Here is a 22,693-nt window from a genome sequence, read left to right as displayed (position 1 = left end):
TGTGTCGCTTACCTTTTTCGGCAGCGGCTGGGGGGTCGCCCGTCGCGCTACCGTGGGGGGAGCGCGGGCCCGGGGCCGCGGGGGTGTCCTATGGGGTTGTTGCGCGTCGGTTCGTCACGCCTTGTTTCGGTTGCCGTGGCCATCAGTTTGCTGGTGGGCATGCTCGTCTACACCGCTCCAAAAGCCCGTGCGGCCGAGGACGGCGTGGGTGATCTGCTCGGCCTGCTGGGAGTCGGGGGTGCGCCGGACAGCCTGGCCGCCTGGACCTCCGGGCTCGCTGCCGTCGACAAGCTGAAGGAACCGTTGCCACTGGTCGGCGCGAGTCCGGGTGGTTTGCTCGGCGTCAACGACCTGTTCGCGAAGGCGATCACCGACGAGTTGCAGTCGGCAACGGACTTCGGGGATCTCGAGGTCGACAAGGACATCACCATCGACGGCGGCCGGGCCGGCCACCTGAAGACCTCGGTGAGTGACCTCGGCAACGGCAAGAAGCTCGACATCGTCGCCACCGTCGACAAGACGGCCACCGGCCAGGACCTGCGGCTCAGCAACGCCTCACCGAAGGTGGAACTGTCGGTCTCCGACGGCGTCACCGTCGGCTTGAAGTCGCGGTTCGCCCTCAGCGTCGTCTGGACCGGCACCGGTGACGACAAGGTGTACCTGGTCCGCTCGGCCAGTACGCCGCGACTCGACGTGGACGTCCACGCCGGAATCGAGAACGCGAGCGCGAAGGCCGCGATCGGCATCCTCGGCGTCTCGCTGACCGGTTCCTCGCTCGACCTGGACGCCCACTTCGTCGGTACGGTCAGCGACCCCGACAACGACGGCAAGCTCTTCTTCAGCGGTAACGGCGAGCTGGCCCAGGCCGGGTCGCTCGACGGCCTGGTCACCGTCGGGCTCGACCCCGAGGGGTCCCAGCCGATCGACGCCTCCGACGCCGGCTCGCGCGGTTCCGTGCACGCGACCTTCCAGCTCGGCGCCGCGGCGGCAGGAATCCCGGCTGCCCTGCCGAGCGACATCAGCGCGACGGTCAAGGTCGACTGGAACGACATCGGCACCGGTACGCCGGCAGTCACCGCTCCCGATCTCGCCAGCACCGTCGGCCGGTTCCAGAACATGAGCCTGCAGGATCTCGCCGAGGGCCTGGCCCAGGTGGTCGCCACGCTGACCGCGATCCAGAAGGCGAAGTACGACCCGGACAAGGAAGGACCGTTGCCGACGATCGGCGACCTGGACCTGCCGTTCATGAAGGGCACGCTGGCCGACGCGATCCAGATCAACGCCGTCCTGAAGGACTTCCTGGCCAAGAACACCGTGCCCGGGCCGACCGATCCCAACTACGCGGGCCAGGACCCGGCGCAGGCGGGCAAGCCGACCTTCACCTCGTTGCAGGACCTGCTCAAGAAGCTCGACGACGCCTCGGACATCTCGCTGAGCAACCTGGTCTGGGATGTTGCCACCAGCAAGCTGTCTCTCACCCTGGGGATGACGAAGGCCGCGCCGGGCACCCCGGTCGAGCTCGACCCGGTGAGCATCGAGGCGTCCGGCAAGACCGCGTCGTACGGGCCGAAGACGTTGACTGTCGCGGGCGCCGGCTGGGCCGTGAACCAGTGGGTCGGTCGCCGGGTGGTGGCGGGTACCTCCGCCGGTGAGGTGGCCAGCAATGACGCCAGCACGATCACGCTGAAGGCCGACTGGGCCGGTGGTCAGCCGGGCGTCAATTCGCCGTACGTTATCGCCGGGGCGGAGCCGCATGTCGGTGCGGTGACATTCGCGAACAAGATCGACTCCGGCGGCCATGGGATCGTCAACGCCAACGCCGAGCAGACGTTCGCGAAGGTCAAGCCGTCCTTCGCAGCGTCGGTCACCTTGGTGCTGGATCTGCAGGACCCGAAGACCGGTGCCGACTGCAACGGCTTCCTCGGCAGCACCAAGGCCTGCCCGTTCACCCAGAGCGACGGCCCGCTCGACATCGTCGTACCGTCGCTGCCGCTGAACACCGACCGGGTGATGATCCGGACCGGTGGCTCGCTGTTCAGCGCGGACCTCGCGATCGACACGGCCGTCGACCTGACCGCCAACGCGGGCTTCTTCAAGGTGCACCTGACCGGTCAGCTGAAGGTCTGCAACTCCGACCTCGGCGACACCTGCCCGGCCGGTACACCGTCCAGCCACATGCTCTCCGTCGGCCTGAAACAACAGGGCGACGCACAACACGACCTGCGGCTGTCCGAGCTGTTCAAGCAACTCGTGTCCGGACCGCAGAACCTGCTCGACATCGACACGAACGTCCGCGCGTACGGCGATCTGACGGTTGCCGTCCCCGAAGCGGCGCAGTTCCTCCCGGCCGGTGCGACCACCAAGCTGACCGCGAAGTGGGGCGACCTGACCGACCCGACATCGGTCGACCTCGACACCTCCGACCTGGCCGAGATCTTCAAGCTGGACTTCGACAAGGACGACCCGAAGGCGTTGTTCACCGCGCTGATCAAGACCCTGCAGACGCTGTCGAAGCAGCTCGCGGAGTCGAACCCGTCCGCCGGTGGCGGCGTCTTCGACAAGGACATCCCGGGCCTCGGCAAGTCGCTGCGGGACCTGCTGGTGAGCGACGAGTCGAACGCCGGAACCGGCGTCAGCTACGGCCCGAACACCGTAGTCGACAACACCAGGGCCGACGGCAACTTGTTCACGCCCGCGCTGGTCGGCCGCTCGATCGTGGTCGGCACGCAGATCGGGATCATCCAGGCCGTGTCGGCCGACGGTAAAACCATGACGCTGACCAAGAACTGGGAGTCGGCGCCGGCCGCCGGTACGCCGTACATGATGCGCTCGGCGCTGGACGACGTCACCGACCAGTTGCTGGCGAACACGCCGGACAACATCCAGGACGCCGTCAAGCTGCTGAACAAGGGTCTCGGCACCGACAGCGTGAAGTTCCGCTACCTGGAGAAGGACGGCAAGCCGAACCTGGTGCTCGACGTCGACTGGAAGCGTGGGTACCGCGCGGCCTCGCCGATCAAGCTTGCCTTGGGCAACTTCAATGGCGGCGACCAGACCTTCGCCGGAGCGCAGGCCACCGGGATGGCCCAGGTGACCGTGGACGGCCGGGTCAAGGTCGGCCTGGTCATCCCGCTGGCGGCCGGCGAAGGTCCGGCAGACGGCGCGGCGCTGAGGGTGCTGGAGGACTCCTCGATCAGCGTGGGCGCGAAGGCCGAGTTGAAGAACGGCATCGTCCGGGGCGTGGTGGGTCCGCTGTCCATTGCCCTGGGCAACCCGACTGCGGGCGCGCCGGACGCCGAGAAGGCACAGGCCAGGGCCGACCTCAGCATCGCCTTGGCCAAGTCCGGCGCGACCGCGGACACTCCGGTCTCGTTCAGCGACTTCATCGGTGCGGTCGGCGTGAACTTCAACGCCACCAACGGAACCGTCAGCTGTGGCGAGACGCTGGAAACACCGCTGATGGTCTGCGGCAGCCTGCCGATCTACCTGAACAACTCCGGCGCGGACAACGGCTGGGTGCCGATCGGCCAGATCGCCTTGCGGGTTCCCGACTCGACGAACCCGGCCGACCTGGTCGATCTCGACGACAACCTGCCCGGTGCGGACTCGGCCAAGAAGGAACTGGAGCTGCCCGCGGACCTCGGTCAGCGGCTGGCCGACGCGTTGCTCGATTTCAAGAACTTCGGCGACGGGCTGGAGGGCTACCTCGCCGCGATCGAGCAGGCCTTCCGGACCGCCAGCTTCCAGGGCAAGCTCCCGCTGATCGGTGAGGACCTGCAGCAGGGTGCGGACTTCATCGGGGACCTGCGGACCAAGCTGCGCAGCTCGATCTGGAACGAACTGCCCGGTGGCGGCCGGCCCGCGAACTCCAAGGAGTTCAAGGACTTCATCAACACCAAGCTCGCGGCAGCGCTCGCCGAAGTACAGATCGCCGCTACTGAGGTGACTGTCGACTTCGACTGCTCCGCGACGCTGGCCCAGGCCGCTGCGCCGACGGTGAAGGAGAACCCGGCAGACGTCGGTACTGCGACGTACGAGTACAAGGTGGTCGCGTATCAGGGGATCGGCGACGGCACGGCCGACGACACGATCCCCAGCGATCCGGGCCAGACGGCCAAGGGCGCCGCGACGCTGGACACCACCAACTTCAACCACGTCACCTGGGCCTCGGTGCCGAACGCGACCGGCTACAAGGTACTGCGCAAGGCGCCCGGCGACTCGGCGTTCAAGCTGGTCAAGAAGGTCGGCAACGCGCTGGTCTACGACGACAAGGGCGCCGACACCGCGACCGACTACACCGCGGCGACCCAGGCACCCGATCTCGAGATCTGCGGGATCAGCGACATCGCCGGGGTGTTCCTGGAGTTCACCGCCCAGCGCGGCAAGGTGAGCTCGGCCAAGGGTTGTGAGAACACCGGCGCACCGAAGCCGTGCTTCCACACCTCGCTGCCGCTGGACATCGGCATCCCGGGTCTGGCGTTGCGGCAGGGCAAGGACGGCACCGAGGGCATCACCGTCGACGCCGGTTTCGCGCTGCACTTCAAGCTCGGGCTGACCAAGGCCGACGGCTTCTTCATCAACACCCACGACGGCTGGGGTCCGGACAACAAGGCGCTGCCCGAGCTGCAGGTCGGCCTCGCCTTCGACCTGCCGGACACGATGGTCGCCGAGCTCGCCTTCATCAAGATCAATGTCGACAAGGCGACCGGTACGGGCCACGACGCGAGCAAGTCCTTGTTCGCCGGCGCGTTTCAGATCGACCTGAAGGCGCCCGGCGAGAACAGCTGCTTCAAGGGCGACGAGGCCGCCTGTACCGCGGACGAGACGGCGAAGATCAAGTTCACCGATCTCGGCAAGGGCGGCGAGCTGTTCGGGGTCTCGCTGGCCGGCGGGTTCACGATCGACTGGATCGTCGAAGCGCAGGTGGACTCCGCCTTCCCGGGAGTCAGGGCGAACTTCCAGCTCACCTGGGCCTTCGACAACAAGGCGCCACAGGACTCGGGTGCGCCGTACATCGCCTTCAAGGACGTCGGGATCAGTGCCGGCAGCTTCTTCGAAGGGCTGCTCGGTGACGTGGTCAAGGAGATGAAGCGGGTCACGGGACCGCTGCAGCCGGTGATGGACACGCTGTACGCGCCGATCCCGGTGCTGTCCGACCTGAGCCGGATGGCCGGTGGTGACGACGTCACGTTGATGACGCTGGCCAAGTCGTTCAGCACGCTGGCCGGCGGACCGAGACTCGACTTCGTCGACACGATCAAGTCGGTGATCGAGTTCATCAACCGATTGCCCAGTTGCAGTCCGGACGTGGACAACGACTGTTACGTCCCACTGGGCGACTTCGAGATCGCCGGTGACAAGGCGCTCGACACCAGCAACTCGCCGACCACCGCGGACAAGATGTACAAGGCGGTGAACGCGAAGTCCGGCACCGAGGTGAAGAGCAACCTCAACGGCAAGAACGAGAACCCGGCCGCGGGCGACAACCCGATCTTCGGCGGCACCGGCCTGGCGCCGGCCAAGGGCGACGCGGAGAAGTCGGGCTTCAAGTTCCCGATCCTCGACGAGCCGGCCAAGGCGTTCAACCTGCTGATGGGCGGCGACGTCACGCTGGTCGAGTTCGACTCCGGCCCGCTGACGCTCGGCTTCAGCTGGCGGCAGTCCTTCGGGCCGGTCTACGCGCCGCCGCCGGTGTTCGTCACGCTGGCCGGATCGGCGAGCGTGAGCCTGCGGATCGTCGCCGGCCTGGACACCTACGGCATCCGCAAGGCGGTCGAGGCGGCCCAGAACGGCGCGCCGGTGGACGCGGTCGACGTGATGGACGGACTGTTCTTCAAGACCGTCGACGACGCCGGTACGCCGATCCCGGTGGTCCAGCTGACCGGTGAGATCGCGGCCGGCGCCGCGGTCAGTGCGGTGATCATCACGGTCGGGATCGAGGGTGGTCTGCGGCTGACCATCGGCTTCTACTGGAACGACCCGAACGACGACGGCAAGTTCCGGGTCAGCGAGTTCCTGCACGCCGCCCTGAACAACCCGATGTGCCTGTTCACGATGAGCGGCCGGTTGTCGTTGTTCCTGCGGGTCTACATCACCATCGGGGTCAGCATCTTCTCGGTCTCGTTCAGCTTCACGCTGGCCGATGTGACGCTGCTCGACTTCTCGGTGAAACCCGACTGTGAACCGCCACCGCCGAAACTCGGCGGCGCGGTCGGCGACACCGTGGTGGTCTTCGCCGGTCAGTTCGGCAAGAACGCCCAGCGCGGCGATCCGTGGGGCAACGAGGCCGCGGCGGTGGAGAAGGACACGGTGAAGGTCGTCTCCCTGCACTACGCGCAGAAGCCTGGTGACGCGACCGGTGCGAACGGCGACTTCGACGGGTTCTCGGTGGAGATGCTCGGCGAGCGGCGCGAGTACCTCGACCCGAACCTCAAGCGCGTGGTCGTCGACGGTGAGGGCTACGGCAAACCGATGAACATCACCTTCATCGGCGACGGCAAGAAGGAGACCGGCGACAGCGCGGGCAAGACCCCGGCGGTCTACGACAAGGACGCCGTGGTGATCGGTGGCAACGCCGCCGACGTGATCACCACCGGACGCGGTCTCTCGTACGTCGACGGTCGCGGTGGCGACGACATCATCGTCACCGGCGACACCGGTGGCGCGACCTCCAAGGCCATGGTGGCCGGTGGTCCGGGCAAGGACACCATCACCGTGGGCAACGGCGACAACCTGGTGGCCGGCGACGCGTCGCTGGGCTCGGCCCGCAAGGACCGCAAGGTGACGCACAACGCCCAGGACGGCGGCGGTACTTCGGACCTGACCCAGGTGTTCAACTGGGAGTCGATCGCGAACCCGACCACGCAGGCCGAGGGGGCCAACCCGGGTGACGACACGATCGGGCTCGGTCTCGGGACCAACAAGGCCGTCGGCAACAGCGGCGCCGACAAGATCGGCGTCGCGGCCGACCAGCCGGACGGCGCGCTGAAGGCCGGCGTCAACACGATCGTCGGCAACCAGGGCAACGACCGGATCACCGGTGGTTCGAACGCGGACCGGATCTTCACCGCGGCCGAGGAGGAGTTCGGGGTCGACGAGGCCGGCCCGGAGGACAAGGTCGGGACCGACCCGGCGACGAACACCGTCGACACCGGCACCGGGAGCGACAAGGTCTGGGGCAGCCAGGGCTTCGAGAACATCACCAGCCACTCACAGGGTGACCAGACCGCGAAACTGATCGGTGGCGGCAGTCGGGACATCCTGCTCGGCGGCTACGGAACCGACGAGGTGTACGGCGGTCCGGGTGACGACTACGTCATCGCCGAACCGGCCGAGGTCAGTGCCGCCGACGGACCCAATGACGGGTTCGGCGCGACCAGGAACGTGACGAAGCTGCCACTGCCGGCCGGCGTACCGTCCAACGCGAAGACGCTGGTCGGTGGCCTGGGCAACGACCACCTGGTCGGTGGCGACGGTCCGGCGAAGATGTTCGGTGACAAGCGGATCGACGACGAGCTCTGCAAGCCGGGAGCAACCGTGACGTCCGACCCGGTGGAGGAGAGCACCAGCGCCGGCACCGGTGACGGCAACGACCGGATCCTCGGCGGCGCGGGCATCGACACCGTCTCGGCCGGTGGCGCGAACGACCTGGCTGAGCTTGCCGGAGGCAACGACCTTGCCTGTGGCCAGCAAGGCAAGGACGTACTGCGCGGTGGCGGCGACGCCGACCGGCTCTGGGGCGGCGCGGAGAACGACGTCCTGTACGGCGATGCTGGGCTCGACCAGGCCTTCGGCAACACCGGTGACGACGTCGCGTACGGCGGTACCGAGGCTGACGTGATCGAGGGCAACAACGGCAAGGACTGGGCGACCGGTGGAGCCGGCAACGACCTGGTCTACGGCGGTACCCGTGCTGCCGGGCGGACCGACAACGGTGACGACGACCTGTACGGCGACACCGGCAACGACCGGCTGATCGGCGACAACGGCACCGTGGACGACCCGGCGAACCCGGACGACGTACCGGCGATCCCGCTCGACCTCGACGGGACCCCCGCGACGGCCGGAGCGGGTGACCGGATCAACGGTGGTGACGGCGACGACACGGCGTACGGCGGGTTGGGGGCCGACCTCGTGAACGGCAACGGGGACAACGACCACCTGGAAGGCAACAACGGATCGGATGTTGTCCACGGCAACGATGGTGAGGACGCCATCGCGGGTGGCTCGTTCGAGCAGGCGGAAGCCGGTGTGGGTCGTCCGGACACGGGTGACGTGCTGTTCGGTGACGCCGGTCCGGACCTGATGACCGGTGACAACGCGGTACTCGCTCTGACCGGCGACCCGGCCGCGACGACTCCGGTGACCAGGCAGCGCGGCTTCGCCTCCGGGCACACGGTCACGCTGCTCGACCTGGGCCTGACGCCGCCCGCCAACACGTCTGGCAACGACCAGATGTCCGGTGGCGACGGGCAGGACGTGCTGTACGGCCAGGGCGGCGAGGACCGCGCCAAGGGCGACGGCGAGGACGACTACGTCGAGGGCGGACAGGCGAGCGACTGGGTCGAGGGTGACCTGGCCGACGACGACCTGGTCGGTGGTAGCTCGACGCCGTTGGCGGCCGGTGCCGGTCAGCCGGACACCGCCGATGCGATCTTCGGTGGTCCTGGTGACGACGTGGTCACCGGTGACAACGGTCAGCTCCTGCGGCCGGCCGCCGGCCAGACCCCGACCCGGGCGACCGTCCGGCTCGGTACCAAGGCGGCCGGTACTCCGATGGCAGGGCGGATCGTCCAGCTGTACGACCTCGGTGCCAACAAGTTGCTCCCTGCACCGGCCGACCGTTTCGGCGCAGACCGGCTGTCCGGCGGCGAGGGCGTGGACACGCTCTGGGGTCAGGACGGCGGGGACTTCGTCTCCGGCGGGGCCCACGCCGACTACGTCGAGGGCAACGGCGGTGCCGACGTACTGCGCGGTGACCTGTCGCTGGCCGGGGAGTCGCCGTTTACGACGGTGACCCCGCTGGCCGACCCAGGTTGGCCAGGTACGCCGAGTGCGGCCGCAGTACTGGAAGGTGCGTCCGCACCGGACGGTCAGGACGACCTGATCGGTGGCAGCTCGGCCAAGGGCTTCCGGGACACCGGGGACACGGTCGAGGCCGACGGCGCCGACGACGTCGTCCTGGGTGACAACGGCTCGCTCATGCGGACCATCACCGGCCAGACCGAGCGGGTCTACGCCGACCGGTACCCGAACGGCACACCGCCGGCCGGAGCCACGGTGGCGCGCACCCACGATCCGGACCTCGGTGACCCGAGTACCCGGTTCTGCACCGAGGCACAGGCGACCTGTGAGGTCGCCGGAGCCTTCGGCAACGACACCCTGTACGGCGAGGCCGGTGACGACGGAGTCTGGGGCCAGGACGGTGACGACACCATCTACGGCGGCCTGGACGACGACGACCTGTACGGCGAGCTCGGCGACGACACCGTGTTCGGTGAGGCCGGCGAGGACGCGATCCTCGGCGACCGCGGTGGCGTGGTGAACCAGTACCTCGACACCGGTGACGCACCGGCGCAGTTCACCATCTCGCTGAACTCGCCACCGGCCGAGACCTACGTCGGCCTCCGGCGCGGGCTCTACGACCGGCGGGTGGACCTCGAGCACGACGTGGACGGCGACCAGTGGATCGGTACGTCGACCTCGCCCGAGATGCCGCACGACGGGATCACCGTGGGTGGCCGGGACCGGCTGCGGGGCGGTGCGGGCGCCGACAACGTCCACGCCGGCTACGGGGACGACCTGGCCAACGGCGACAGTGGCGGCGACCAGGTGTTCGGCGGCGACGGTGAGGACGTGCTGTGGGGTGGCAAGGGCTGTGACCCGGCTCTGGACGCGGCCACGCCGGACTGTCTCACCAACGGCGTCTTCGACCCGGACTCGCGCGGTACGAACGACCGGTTCCTGGACCACGTGTTCGGTGGCGTCGGCGAGTTCGACCCGGCGAAGCAGGACGTGGCCGGCTCGGACCTGCTCGACTTCAACCCGCGGGGCGCCTTCCCGGGCAACTGTGCACCGGGTGCCTGGCCGGTCACCACGGCCGGCGTCACCGTCGACCCGTGCGAGTGGTTCCAGCTGACCGGCAAGGACGACGACACGGCCGCGCCGGAGACCCTGGCCAACAACCAGCACCACCAGGGCACGGACTGGATCTACGGCGGCTGGGACCGCGACGTCATGCAGGCCGACGTCGCGGAGAACGGCCCGAACCCGGGCGACCGGCTGATCGACTGGAACGGCGCGTTCAACCTCTACACCCACTGCAACGCGGCGTACGGCGGGTTCAACGACGTACGGCAGCACTCCCCGGCGATGCACAGCTTCCTGACCGCTGTCGCCTGGGGCTCGGGTGCCGGCCGGACAGCCGCGGACGTCACCACAGCCGGTACCTCGGCGTACCGGGAGCTGGCCTTCGCGTACAACCCGGACTACAACGAGCACGCGGTGGGACCGGCATACCCGACTACGCCCGGTCACTTCGACCAGCCGGTGGCCTGCTCGGACTGAGCGATGGCCGGGCCGTCCTAGCGGGGCGGCCCGGCCCGGCTCTGCCCCGGCTCTGGCCGGCGAAACGCACCACCGTTCGGCACCAACGGCCTGGGGTGGCTACTGTCGTCGGGTGCAGAAATGGCCTGGTCGTCCCTATCCCCTCGGAGCCACGTACGACGGCTCCGGTACGAACTTCGCGCTGTTCTCGGAGGTTGCCGAACAAGTTGACCTGGCACTGATCGACGACGACGGGTCGGAGCAGCTGGTCCAGCTGACCGAGGTGGACGGGTTCGTCTGGCACGCCTATCTGCCGTCGGTGCAGCCCGGTCAGCGGTACGGGTACCGGGTGCACGGCCCGTACGACCCGGCCAACGGACATCGGTGCAACCCGTCGAAGCTGTTGCTGGATCCGTACGCCAAGGCGATCGACGGGCAGGTCGACGCCGACGAGTCGCTGTTCAGCTACCGGTTCGGTGAGCCGGCTGAGCTGAACACGATGGACAACCGTGAGCACACCATGTTGTCGGTGGTGACGAACCCGTTCTTCGACTGGGGCAACGACCGGCCGCCGGGGCACGCCTACCACGAGACGGTGATCTACGAGGCGCACGTCAAGGGCCTGACCGAGACGCACCCGGCGTTGCCGGAGGAGATCCGCGGCACGTACGCCGGGATGGCGCACCCGGCGATCATCGAGCACCTCAAGGAGCTCGGGGTGACCGCGGTGGAACTGATGCCGGTGCATCAGTTCGCCCAGGACGGGCACCTGCAGCAGCGTGGACTGTCGAACTACTGGGGTTACAACACGATCGGCTTCTTCGCCCCGCACAACGCGTACTCGTCGATCGGGACGCGTGGGCAGCAGGTGACCGAGTTCAAGACGATGGTGCAGGCGCTGCACGAGGCCGATATCGAGGTGATCCTCGACGTGGTCTACAACCACACCGCCGAGGGCAACGAGATGGGCCCGACGTTGTCGTTCAAGGGGATCGACAACGCGGCGTACTACCGGCTGGTGGACTCGGACAAGTCGCACTACTACGACACGACCGGTACCGGTAACAGTCTGTTGATGCGGCACCCGCACGTGCTGCAGCTGATCATGGACTCGCTGCGGTACTGGGTGACCGAGATGCACGTGGACGGGTTCCGGTTCGATCTGGCCGCCACGCTGGCCCGCCAGTTCCATGAAGTGGACCGGCTGTCGGCCTTCTTCGACCTGGTCCAGCAGGACCCGGTGGTGAGCCAGGTGAAGCTGATCGCCGAGCCGTGGGACGTCGGCGACGGCGGCTACCAGGTCGGCAACTTCCCGCCGCTGTGGACCGAGTGGAACGGGAAGTACCGCGACACCGTGCGGGATTTCTGGCGCGGCGAGAAGTACACGCTGGCCGAGTTCGCCTCCCGGCTGACAGGCTCGTCCGACCTGTACCAGGACGACGGCCGGCGCCCGATCGCCAGCATCAACTTCATCACCGCCCACGACGGGTTCACCCTGCGCGACCTGGTCTCGTACAACGACAAGCACAACGAGGCCAACGGCGAGGGCGGCAACGACGGCGAGAGCCACAACCGGTCCTGGAACTGTGGCGCCGAAGGCTCGACCGACGACCCGGCCGTCCTGGAGTTGCGCGGCCGGCAGCAGCGCAACTTCCTGACCACCCTGCTGATCTCGCAGGGCGTGCCGATGATTGCGCACGGCGACGAGCTGGGCCGGACGCAGAGCGGAAACAACAACGTCTACTGCCAGGACAACGAGCTGGCCTGGGTGGACTGGGACCTCACGCAGTCGCAGAAGGACCTGCTGACCTTCACCCGCCGCCTGGTCCGGCTCCGCCACGAACACCCGGTACTACGCCGCCGCCGCTTCTTCCACGGCGACACCGGCGTCGACGGGCTCGGTGACCTGGTCTGGTTCAGCCCGAACGGCAAGGAGATGCAGGACGGCGACTGGAGCCGGGACGACGCCCGGGCGGTGGCCGTGTTCCTCAACGGCGACGCGATCTCCGAGCCCGACCCGCGTGGCCAGCCGGTGGTGGACGACTCGTTCCTGATCCTGCTGAACAGCGACTACCAGCCGCTGGACTTCCTGCTGCCCTCGAAGGAGTACGGCGAGTCCTGGACGGTAGTGGTCGACACCACGACTCCCACCGGCGTCCACGGCGATGAGGAGCACGCGGCGGGCAGCACGATCCGGATCGAGGCCCGCGGCACACTGGTCCTCACCCGGCCCCGACAGGCGTCGCAGTGACGGCGGTCCCACAGGCCACCTACCGACTCCAGGTGCGGGCCGACTTCGGCTTCGATGCCGCTGCCGAGGTCGTTCCGTACCTGCACGACCTCGGGGTCTCGCACGTCTACCTGTCCCCGATCCTGCAGGCCGCGCCCGGCTCCACGCACGGGTACGACGTCGTGGACCACAGCAGGCTGTCCGAGCCGGCCGGTGGGCGCCCTGCCTTCGACCGGCTCGCCACGAGCCTGGCGGACCACCGGATGGGGGCGATCGCGGACGTAGTACCGAATCATGTCGCTGTGCCGACTCCTGCTCGGCTCAACACGGCTCTGTGGTCGGTACTACGGGACGGCCCGGGCTCACCGTATGCCGAGTGGTTCGACGTCGACTGGGGAGCGGGCAACCAGCCCCTGCTGATGGCAGTACTCGGCCAGCGGATCGGGAAGGTCCTGGCCGACGGCGAGCTGTCCGTGGACGGAGACGTACTCCGGTACTACGACCACGAGTTCCCGCTGCGCCCAGGGACGGAGAACCTGCCGATCGCCGAGCTGGTGACCGAGCAGTGGTACCGGCTGGCGCACTGGAGGGTCGCGGACGAGGAGCTGAACTACCGGCGCTTCTTCGACGTCGACACGCTGGCTGCGGTCCGAGTGGAGAACCAGGCGGTCTTCGAGGCTACCCACGAGCTGCTGTTCTCGTTGGTGCACGAGGGCAAGCTCAACGGATTCCGTATCGACCACCCGGACGGCCTGGCCGACCCACGCGGCTACCTGCGTCGCCTGGCCGAGCGTACGGGCGGTGCCTGGGTCGTAGTGGAGAAGATCCTCGAAGGTGACGAGGAACTGCCGGGGGACTGGCCGTGCGCGGGCACCACCGGGTACGACGCTCTCCTGCGCGTCGGTGGGCTCTTCGTCGACCCCGCCGGCGCCGCACCGCTGTCTGCCTTCCACTCGGAGCTCACGGGCGAGCCGGCCGACTTCGCGCCGGTCGTGGAGCAGGCCAAGCGCGAGGTGGTGAAACACGGCCAGTACGCCGAGGTGCACCGGCTGGTGGAGCTCCTGGCGCGTATCTGCCAGGACGATGTGCGGCTGCGCGACCACACTCGCCGGGCGTTCCACCTGGTGGTTGTCGAGCTGCTGGTGAACTTCGACCGGTACCGGGCCTACGTCGTACCGGGTGAGCAGCCTGATCCGACCGCTGTCCGAGCGTTGGAGCAGGCGACCGAGCGGGCCCGGCGCAACCTGGACGAGGACCAGCAGGAGACGCTGGAGCTCGTCCGCGACCTGCTACTGGGCCGCGAGGCCGGTACTGCGAGCCGTATCGACGAGGACGCGCGGCATGAGCTCATCGTGCGGTTCCAGCAGACCTGCGGACCGGTGATGGCGAAGGGGATCGAGGACACCGCCTTCTACCGCTGGTTCCGGCTCACGTCGTTGAACGAGGTCGGTGGGGACCCGGAGCACTTCGGGGTGTCGCCGGAGGAGTTCCACGCCTTTGCCGCCCGGCTGAACGATCGCTGGCCGCGGACGATGACCACCCTGTCCACGCACGACACGAAGCGGTCCGAGGACGTTCGGGCGCGACTGGGCGTGCTGTCGGAGCAGCCGGCTGCCTGGACCGAGGCTGTCCGCTCGTGGCGGTCCCTGGCCGAGTTGCATCGCGACGCGGAGCTGGACGGCAGCACGGAGTACCTGATCTGGCAGACGCTCTTCGGCACCTGGGACGACGGGCCGATCGCGGAAGACCGGCTGCAGGCGTATGTGCTGAAGGCGGTGCGGGAGGCCAAGCGGCACACGAGTTGGACGTCGGCGGACGAGGAGTACGAGGGGCATGTCGCGTCGTTCATCAGCGGAGTGCTGGGCGACCAGGCTGTGCTCGCGGCGATCGGGCGGTTTGCGGATGGGCAGCGGGAGTACATCCGGGCGGCGACACTCGGGCAGAAGCTGGTGCAGCTGACCATGCCGGGCGTGCCCGACGTCTACCAGGGCACTGAGCTCGTGGACCTCTCACTGGTCGATCCGGACAACCGTCGGCCCGTCGACTACGGACAGCGGATCGAGCAGCTGGCCAGGCTGGACAGTGGTGCCCATCCGCGCGGGCTGGCCGAGGAGAAGCTGCTGGTGACGTCCCGGGCGCTTCGCCTGCGGCGGCAGAACCCTGCGGCTTTTGCGGGCAGCTACACGCCGCTGCCCACTTCTAACGGTCACGCAGTGGCCTTCAGCCGTGGTGATGACGTCCTGACGATCGCAACGCGACTGCCGGTCGCTCTGCACCGGCTGGGCGGCTGGGGCGACAGCACCGTAGTACTGCCGGACGGTGACTGGAAGGACGTGTTGACCGGGCGCTCTGTGGGTAGTGGAGCGGCTCGGATCCACGACCTACTAGCCGACCTACCCGTAGCGCTACTCGCTAGGAGCTGATGCGTGCACACCTTCACTGTCTGGGCTCCTGCCGCGTCCGCCGTCTCGCTGGTACTCGAGGACGGCTCTTCGGAGATGCGGCGGGGTGACGGTGGGTGGTGGGAGCTGTCGGTTGCCGAGGCGGGGCATGGGACTTCCTACGCGTTCTCGGTCGACGGTAGTGAGCCGATGCCGGATCCCCGGAGTGCTTGGCAGCCTGACGGGGTGCATGGGTTCAGCCGGGTGTTTGACTCCTCGCTGTACGCGTGGACGGACGCTGGGTGGGCTGGGCGTGATGTGCGGGGTGCTGTGTTCTACGAGCTGCACCTGGGGACGTTCACCCCTGAGGGGACGTTGGAGGCCGCGGCTGAGCACCTGGATTACCTTGTGGCATTGGGGGTTGAGGTTGTCTCGCTGATGCCGGTTGCGGCCTTCCCCGGTCGGCACGGGTGGGGGTACGACGGGGTCGACCTCTACGCAGTACACGAGCCGTACGGCGGGCCTGGGGAGCTGCAGCGGTTTGTGGATCGTTGTCATGCGGTCGGGCTGGCTGTGTGTCTGGACGTGGTCTACAACCATCTCGGGCCCAGCGGGAACTACCTGGATTCGTTCGGGCCGTACTTCACCGACAAGCACACGACGCCGTGGGGTCCGGCGGTCAACCTGGACGACGACGGTTGCTCCGAGGTACGGCGGTGGATCTGTGACAACGCGTTGCGGTGGTTCCGGGAGTTCCACATCGACGCGTTGCGGCTGGACGCAGTCCACGCTCTTGCTGACGACAGTCCGCAGCACTTGCTGGCGCAGTTGTCGGTGGAGACCGCTGAGCTGTCCGCGTCTTTGGGGCGGCCGTTGGGGTTGGTGGCCGAGTCCGATCTGAACGATCCGCGCATGGTCGAGCCGGTGAGCGCCGGTGGGTTGGGGATGACGGCGCAGTGGAGTGACGACTTCCACCACGCGCTGCACACTCTGCTGACCGGCGAGCGCGCCGGGTACTACGTGGACTTCGGCGATCCGGCTGTCTTTGCCAAGACGCTCACTCAGGTGTTCCTGCATGACGGGTCGTTCTCGACCTTCCGTGGGCAGGACTGGGGTCGGCCGGTGGATCCTGAGCGGCACAGCGGCTGGGAGTTCCTCGCCTACACGTCGAACCACGACCAGGTCGGCAACCGCGCCCTCGGCGACCGGCCGGCACTGACGCCGGGGCAGCTGGCGATCGGGGCGGCCTTGGTTCTCACTTCGCCGTACACGCCGATGTTGTTCATGGGTGAGGAGTGGGGTGCGTCTACGCCGTGGCGATACTTCACCGACCACACCGAGCCGGAGTTGGCTCAGGCGGTTCGGGAGGGGCGGCGGCGGGAGTTCTCGGCGCACGGGTGGGACGCGGAGGAGATTCCTGACCCTCAGGACCCGGAGACGTGGCGATCATCGGTGCTCGACTGGACCGAACTGGACGAGTCGCCGCATGCGGAGTTACTGCGCTGGTACCGGGATCTGATCGCGCTGCGGGCGCGCAACGAGGATCTGCGCAATGACCGGCTCTCCTCGGTCGACGTGACGTACGCCGACTCGTGGCTCGTCGTACGCCGCGGGGCTCTGCGGGTGATCGTCAACCTCGACGACACCGAGGTGGTGGTGCCGTTGGCAGCCGCGCCGGCGTACCAGGTGATGGTGTTCGGCGATGCCGCCGTGGTGACGGAGGGTGTTCGGCTCGCGGGTCGCACCGTGGCGATCTTCGCGGGCTGAAAGTTTCCTGCGAACCGTAGCGTCCTGACGAAATCTGCCCGTAACGCCTTTGCTCGTTGATAAGTCTGGACATGGGGCGTTTGTGTCCGCATGTCGAAGGTAGTTCAAGAATTGCTTGTATTCCGGGCCCGAGGTGACGGACTGTGGAGGAGGCCAAGCAGGGGCCACGTAGCCGGGGGGCTGACCGGGAGGACAACCTATGACCGTCGGAGGCGTTGACACCTACTACGACTACGAAGAGAAGCAGTGGAAGAGCAGGAGACTGGGAGGCGGCCCGATCCGCCGCGGCCCGGTCTGCCCCGCCCCCCGCACTGCCGACCATCCACCAACCGACCGCCGTCCCCTCAACCGGGACCACAAGGACGACAAAGTCCGCAGCTGACTCTTGTGGCAGGGGCGCTGGGGGTCACGCCGAAACCCCCACGCCACTCGACCCCGCCGGGCGGTCGAGATCTCCCTCCGCGGCTCCTTCGCCGCGCTCCCGCCTGCCCTGATCCGCAGCTCTTCGCCGTGTCACGCATCCTTTGCCGTCATCGGAACGACGACGTATGGACTTGTCATCGTTTGGATGACGCGGTATAACGGGAGTGCGTGTTGACACCGATAACTGGTGAATCAGGAGGTGGATGACGATGTTGATGCGCACCGACCCGTTCCGTGAGCTCGACCGGTGGACCCAGCAGCTGCTCGGCGGTTCCGCCGCGGCCGGTACGTGGTCCCGGCCGAACCCGATGCCGATGGACGCCTATCGCGCGGGTGACGACTACGTGGTCGCCTTCGACCTGCCCGGCGTACCGCAGGACGCGATCGAGCTCGACGTGGAACGCAACGTTCTGACCGTCAAGGCCGAGCGCCGGCCGGCCGAACTTCCCGAGGGCGTCGAGATGCAGGTCGCCGAGCGCCCGCTCGGAGCCTTCTCGCGGCAGCTCTTCCTGGGCGACTCCCTCGACGCAGAGCGGATCGAGGCCGTGTACGACGCCGGCGTCCTGACGCTGCGCATCCCGATCGCCGAGCAGGCCAAGCCGCGCAAGATCGCGATCACCACGACCGACAACGGCCAGAAGCAGCTCAGCACCTGAGCCGTTCGACCATACCTGCGGTCGTCCGGTCCTGGCGGTGGCGGTGCGGTGACACCGCAGTCTTCCCCAGACGAATGGGCCGGACCGGACGACCGCGCCCCTGACACCCCTCGGCACAACTCAAGGAAGGACGGTCTTGCACACCGAGTACCTGCCCCGGCCCCGGAGCCTCTCCGGGGCCTTTCATCCGATGTTCGCCCTCTACACCGGCGTCCTAGCCGGAGCCGCTGTCCTCTTCGACCTGCTCTATCTGATGGTCGGCGGGGGTTTCCTGATGGCGGCGCTCTACACCCTTCCCGTCACCGCGGGACTCGTCGCGTGCCTGTTGGCCGCGGCCGATGAACTCAACCTCGACCGCCCCGCCATCAAGCGCGCGATCCTGGTCGCCGGTTCGGCCGGCCTGACCAACGCCCTGTACCTCGGCGCTGTCGGCGGAATGCTCGCCATCACGCCGACCTCGTGGTTGACCGGCATCGCCACTCTCCTGCTCAGCGCAGCCGCAGTAGCCGCGGCCACCGTCACAGGGCACCTCATCCAACGCCTCGCCGACGGCGCCCGCTAAGGCGCATCAACCGGGGCGAGATCGCCCCGGAGCCACAGCGGAAGCTGATCGTGGTGGTGCGGATCGCCCAGTACGCCGGAAGCGCCGAGCGGCACGATCCACGCCGAGTCGTTGCGATCGGCAACATCCCAGGCGTAGCGAGCCGCTGACGCCCGGATGCACGTGTCGGTCAGGCCGGGCAGGCTCGAGGTGGACATCACGCAGTGGTGGTCACCGGACAGCGTCAGGTCGTAGTGCTCCTCGCCGGGCGCGAAGACCGGCCCGCGGAGCGCATGCAGCGGCGTCAGTTGGTGGGTCTCGCCCCACGGGCCGCGCGGTTTGCGGTGCGCGACTTCCTCCAGGGCTTCCTGGGCCAGCCAGTTGACGTTCACGTCGGGGAGCAGGTCGGTGGCGATCAGGTTCTCCAGCGCGAAGTACACGTGCGAGAGCGTGTCCAGATAAGGCACGAACAGCTCCGGTACGCCGGCGTCCTGCTCCAGTACCGCGAGTGCCGGGTGCTCGGCGATTCGGCGTACCAGCGCCTTGCGGACGGCCGCGTAGCTGGAGGCGACAGTGCTGGTCGCCTCCATCCGGCGGTCCCAGGCGAGGAGTTGCTCGCGCAAGGTGGTTGCCTCGGGCGACAAGTTCTGCAGGTCGACGAGGAGACCGAGCAACGAGTCGGCCGAGCCGAGCAGGGTGTCGGTGTGGATCAGCGGCATCGTCTCGACGGTCCAGTCGTCGCGCTCGACCAGCAGCTCACGGATCCTGCGGAAGCGATGCGGGGCGGCGAAGTCGACGCCCAGTGGTTCGGCCAGCTCACGGCTGTTCGCCATCACGGCGACGTCGTCAACCGTTGCCCGAGGCATCGGCGAGTGCCAGCCCTGCCACTGGTGATCTGCTTTCCAAGCCGGTACTACGCGCAGGCGGTTGTCGTTGTGCCGGGTCGGCACCAGACCCGCCGTCCGGTGCAACAAACCGCCTGCGGTGTCGGCCGCCATCACCACGTTGACCGGCTCCACCCACGGATCGAAAGCATCGTCGATGTCCTTGACCGTCGTTGCCCGAAGCAACCGAGGCAGGGCCTCGAACCCGATCCGGCGCGAAACCCGCGGCGGATAGCGCAGGCTGATCGCTGGACCCGCTGCGCCCGCGCCGGATTCGTCGGCTGCGCCGACGTCATCGGGTGCGCCGGCACCGCCGATGATGACCGGGCCCCGAGCGGTCTCGATGACCTCGATCTCGACGGGTTCCGCGCCGGCGACCTCGACCAGTTCCGTGTGCAAGTCGGCCGGCTCCCAGCTGTCCGGGCCGAGTGCTTCCACCCCGGAGTCGGTGCGACGGAGCTGTTCGGAGTACAGGTCCTGGTAGTCGGCCATTGCGTTGGTGATCGCCCAGGCGACCTCGCCGGTGTGACCGAAATGAGCGATGCCAGGGATGCCGGGCACGGCCAATCCGATGACGTCGTACGACGGGCAGGTGAGCCGGATCTGCTGGTAGACGCCAGGGCTCTCGATGTAGCGATGCGGGTCGCCCGCGATGATCGGCTGGCCCGTTGCCGTCCGGTGGCCCGGGATCAGCCAGCCGTTGCTCCCCGCAGTACTGGGACCTTCGGAGTTGAAGAGATCGAGAGAAGCGTCGCCGAGGTGCTGGGCGACGTGCTCGCGCCAGAGTTTTGTCGGGAAGCCGGCGAACAGGACGTGGATCGCGATCCAGTTGGCGAGCGGCGTCCACGGCTGCCACTCCTGCGGGACGAGACCGGTCTGGCCGAACTCAGGAGCTCCATCGGCAGCACCGGGCAGGGCTTCGTTGACACCGGCCACGTACGCCGAGACCCACTCGCGTGTGCCGGCGTCGAGGTTCTCCCAGCAGCGCTGGGCGGTGTCGTCGAGGCGGGCCTGGCGGGCGAAGACGTCCCAGCTGAGTGCCTCCCGGCCGAGGAACGCTGCGCTGGTGCCGCGCGAGCGCCGGTGCTGCAGCTCGATCTGCCACGCTCGATCGGTCGCAGCGTTCTGGCCTTGCAGATAGGCGAGTGCGAGCGGGTCGTCGGCTTTCAGGTGCGGCACACCCCAGGCGTCCCGGTCGACCGTCGCGTTCACTCGGCATCCTCACGTCGCTGGAGTCTCGGCCCCGCCAACTTACAGCCCGCGCCGACGGCTAGGGTGACGCCGTGATCCGAGCTCTCGACCTGACCGATGTGGAGACGGCTGAGCGGGTTCTGCGCGTGCAGCGCCTGGCCTACGCGGTGGAAGCCGAGCTGATCGGCTTCGACGGCATCCCGCCATTGCGGGAAGACCTCGAAGCGCTGATGGCGACCACGGAGTACTGGCTAGGCCGGTACGTCGGCGCAGAGCTGGTCGCGGCGGTCGCCTACGAGCTGCCCGACCCCGACACGATCGAGATCAGCCGCCTGGTCGTCGACCCCGCCCACGCCCGGCGCGGTCACGGCCGGGCCCTCCTGGATCACCTGGACGAGCTCGTACCGCGACCGATCAGCCTCGTCTCCACCGGCACCGCCAACACTCCGGCGACCACCCTCTACCTGTCCCGCGGCTATGCGGCGACGGGACAGGTAGAGATCGCCCCCGGCATCACCATCACTCAGTTCAGTCGCGGCTCGCGCTGAGAGCGGTCCAGGAGACCGGCGGCAGGGTGACCGTCAGCAGGCCGTTCTCCAGCCGGACCGACTCGTTCTGCCGCGGGACCACCCGGTCGGGCTGGTTGGCGGTGTTCACCGCGAGCCGGTCGTCGTCGTACACGCTGAGCGCTTCCAGTACACCGGTCACCGGCGTCCTGCTGATGTCCACGGTGACCTCGATCGACTCGTCGAGCGACCGGTTGACCAGGAACACGGCCAGCTTGCCGTCGTCGTACGTCGCGACAGCGTCGACCGCCGCGACCTCACCGAACTTCTCCGTGTCGACCGTCGGCGAGGAGGTCTCGACCCGCAGCACCGAGCCGGCCGCCAGTCGCGAGGTGATCGCGAAGGGGTGGAAGATCGGCTGCCGCCAGGCCGGGCCGCCGGGCTCGGTCATGATCGGCGCGATCACGTTCGCCAGTTGCGCCAGGCAAGCAACCGCCACCCGGTCGCTGTGCCGGAGCAACGAGATCAGCAAGTTGCCCACCACAACGGCATCGGTGACGTTGTACTCGTCCTCGATCCGGCGTGGCGCGACCTCCCACTGGTCGCCCGGACCGTCGGTCCGCCGGGAGCGGTCGCCGTACCAGACGTTCCACTCGTCGAAGGAGATGTCGATCCGCTTGCGGCTCTTCAGCTCCGCGCCGACGTGGTCCGCGGTGGCGACGACCGAGTCGATGAAGCGGTCCATGTCCACGGCCGAGGCCAGGAACGAGGCCGGGTCACCCGCGTCGTCGCCGTAGTACGCGTGGCAGGAGATGTGGTCGACCAGGTCGTAGCACTCGCGCAGGACGTCCCGTTCCCAGCTGCCGAACGTCGGCATGCCTGAGTTGGAGGAGCCGCAGGCAACGAGTTCCAGATCCGGTTCGATCATCCGCATCGCGCGCGCCGTCTCGGCCGCGATCCGCCCGTACTCCGAGGCCGTCTTGTGCCCGATCTGCCAGGGCCCGTCCATCTCGTTGCCCAGGCACCACAGTTTCAGCCCGTACGGCGTACTGGCGCCGTGCTGCACCCGGAGATCGGACAACGCCGTGCCGCCCGGGTGGTTCGCGTACTCCTGCAGGTCCAGTGCCTCCTGGACGCCACGACTGCCGAGGTTGACCGCCATCATCGGCTCGACCCCGGCCTTCGCGCACCAGTGCATGAACTCGTCCAGGCCGAACTGGTTGGTCTCGATGCTGTGCCAGGCGAGCTCCAGCCGCCGGGGCCGCTGGTCGCGCGGGCCGACGCCGTCCTCCCACCGGTAGCCGGAGACGAAGTTGCCGCCGGGGTAGCGGACCAGCGAGACGCCCAGCTCCCGGGTCAGCTCCAGGACGTCTTTGCGGAATCCGTCCTCGTCGGCGGTGGCGTGGTCGGGCTCGTAGATCCCGGTGTAGACGCAACGGCCCATGTGCTCGACGAAGCTGCCGAACGTCCGGCGGTTGACCGGGGCAACGACGAAGGCGGGATCGAGGACTAGTGAGGCAGAGGGCACGAGGTGGCTCCTGTCATGGGGTTCGGGCATGGAACGGCAGG

The 22,693-nt window shown here is 68.1% G+C and carries 10 protein-coding genes; 8 read left to right on the top strand and 2 right to left on the bottom strand.

Annotation, left to right across the window (positions count from 1 at the left end; all coding sequences use genetic code 11):
• Positions 1 to 135 precede the first annotated feature (135 nt).
• The 7 genes from AB0F51_RS06150 to AB0F51_RS06120 all read left to right on the top strand — a co-directional run bounded on the left by AB0F51_RS06150 (position 136) and on the right by AB0F51_RS06120 (position 18,564).
• Positions 136 to 10,566 carry a calcium-binding protein gene (locus AB0F51_RS06150; protein ID WP_360274843.1) on the top strand — a complete coding sequence of 3,477 codons (10,431 nt, stop codon included), beginning with the start codon at positions 136 to 138 and terminating at the stop codon, positions 10,564 to 10,566.
• Between the two features lie 112 nt (positions 10,567 to 10,678).
• Entirely contained in the window at positions 10,679 to 12,796 is a 2,118-nt protein-coding gene (gene glgX, locus AB0F51_RS06145; RefSeq protein ID WP_360274840.1) for a glycogen debranching protein GlgX, read from the top strand.
• A complete protein-coding gene (gene treY, locus AB0F51_RS06140) occupies positions 12,793 to 15,198 on the top strand; it encodes a malto-oligosyltrehalose synthase (RefSeq protein ID WP_360274837.1) in 2,406 nt (801 codons plus the stop codon). Before glgX ends, treY begins: the two co-directional genes overlap by 4 nt.
• Before the next feature lie 3 nt (positions 15,199 to 15,201).
• Positions 15,202 to 16,923, top strand: coding sequence for a malto-oligosyltrehalose trehalohydrolase (gene treZ, locus AB0F51_RS06135; RefSeq protein ID WP_360274834.1), 1,722 nt, complete (start codon positions 15,202 to 15,204; stop codon positions 16,921 to 16,923).
• Between the two features lie 199 nt (positions 16,924 to 17,122).
• The gene (locus AB0F51_RS06130; RefSeq protein WP_360274831.1) at positions 17,123 to 17,305 is read left to right on the top strand and encodes a hypothetical protein; all 183 of its coding nucleotides are present in this window, start codon (positions 17,123 to 17,125) and stop codon (positions 17,303 to 17,305) included.
• A 250-nt stretch (positions 17,306 to 17,555) separates the two neighbouring features.
• Positions 17,556 to 18,002, top strand: coding sequence for an Hsp20/alpha crystallin family protein (locus tag AB0F51_RS06125; protein WP_360277212.1), 447 nt, complete (start codon positions 17,556 to 17,558; stop codon positions 18,000 to 18,002).
• A 136-nt stretch (positions 18,003 to 18,138) separates the two neighbouring features.
• Entirely contained in the window at positions 18,139 to 18,564 is a 426-nt protein-coding gene (locus AB0F51_RS06120; RefSeq protein WP_360274828.1) for a hypothetical protein, read from the top strand.
• Here AB0F51_RS06120 and AB0F51_RS06115 read toward each other — a convergent pair.
• Positions 18,561 to 20,639: a penicillin acylase family protein gene (locus AB0F51_RS06115; RefSeq protein ID WP_360274826.1), complete on the bottom strand. Its 2,079-nt coding sequence runs from the start codon at positions 20,637 to 20,639 to the stop codon at positions 18,561 to 18,563. The genes AB0F51_RS06120 and AB0F51_RS06115 overlap by 4 nt on opposite strands.
• Before the next feature lie 71 nt (positions 20,640 to 20,710).
• Here AB0F51_RS06115 and AB0F51_RS06110 point away from each other — a divergent pair, with 71 nt between their 5' ends.
• Entirely contained in the window at positions 20,711 to 21,166 is a 456-nt protein-coding gene (locus AB0F51_RS06110) for a GNAT family N-acetyltransferase (protein ID WP_360274824.1), read from the top strand.
• On the opposite strand, the gene AB0F51_RS06105 is transcribed toward AB0F51_RS06110, so the two are convergent.
• Positions 21,147 to 22,652 (bottom strand): alpha-N-arabinofuranosidase, encoded by a 1,506-nt coding sequence (locus tag AB0F51_RS06105; protein WP_360274821.1) that lies wholly within the window; start codon positions 22,650 to 22,652, stop codon positions 21,147 to 21,149. The two genes, AB0F51_RS06110 and AB0F51_RS06105, sit on opposite strands and share 20 nt — an antisense overlap.
• Positions 22,653 to 22,693 lie beyond the last annotated feature (41 nt).

This window comes from Kribbella sp. NPDC023855, from assembly GCF_040639475.1.
Lineage (GTDB): Bacteria > Actinomycetota > Actinomycetes > Propionibacteriales > Kribbellaceae > Kribbella.
Note: the sequence above shows the minus strand (reverse complement) of the source record. Positions and strands in the feature narration are given on the sequence as shown.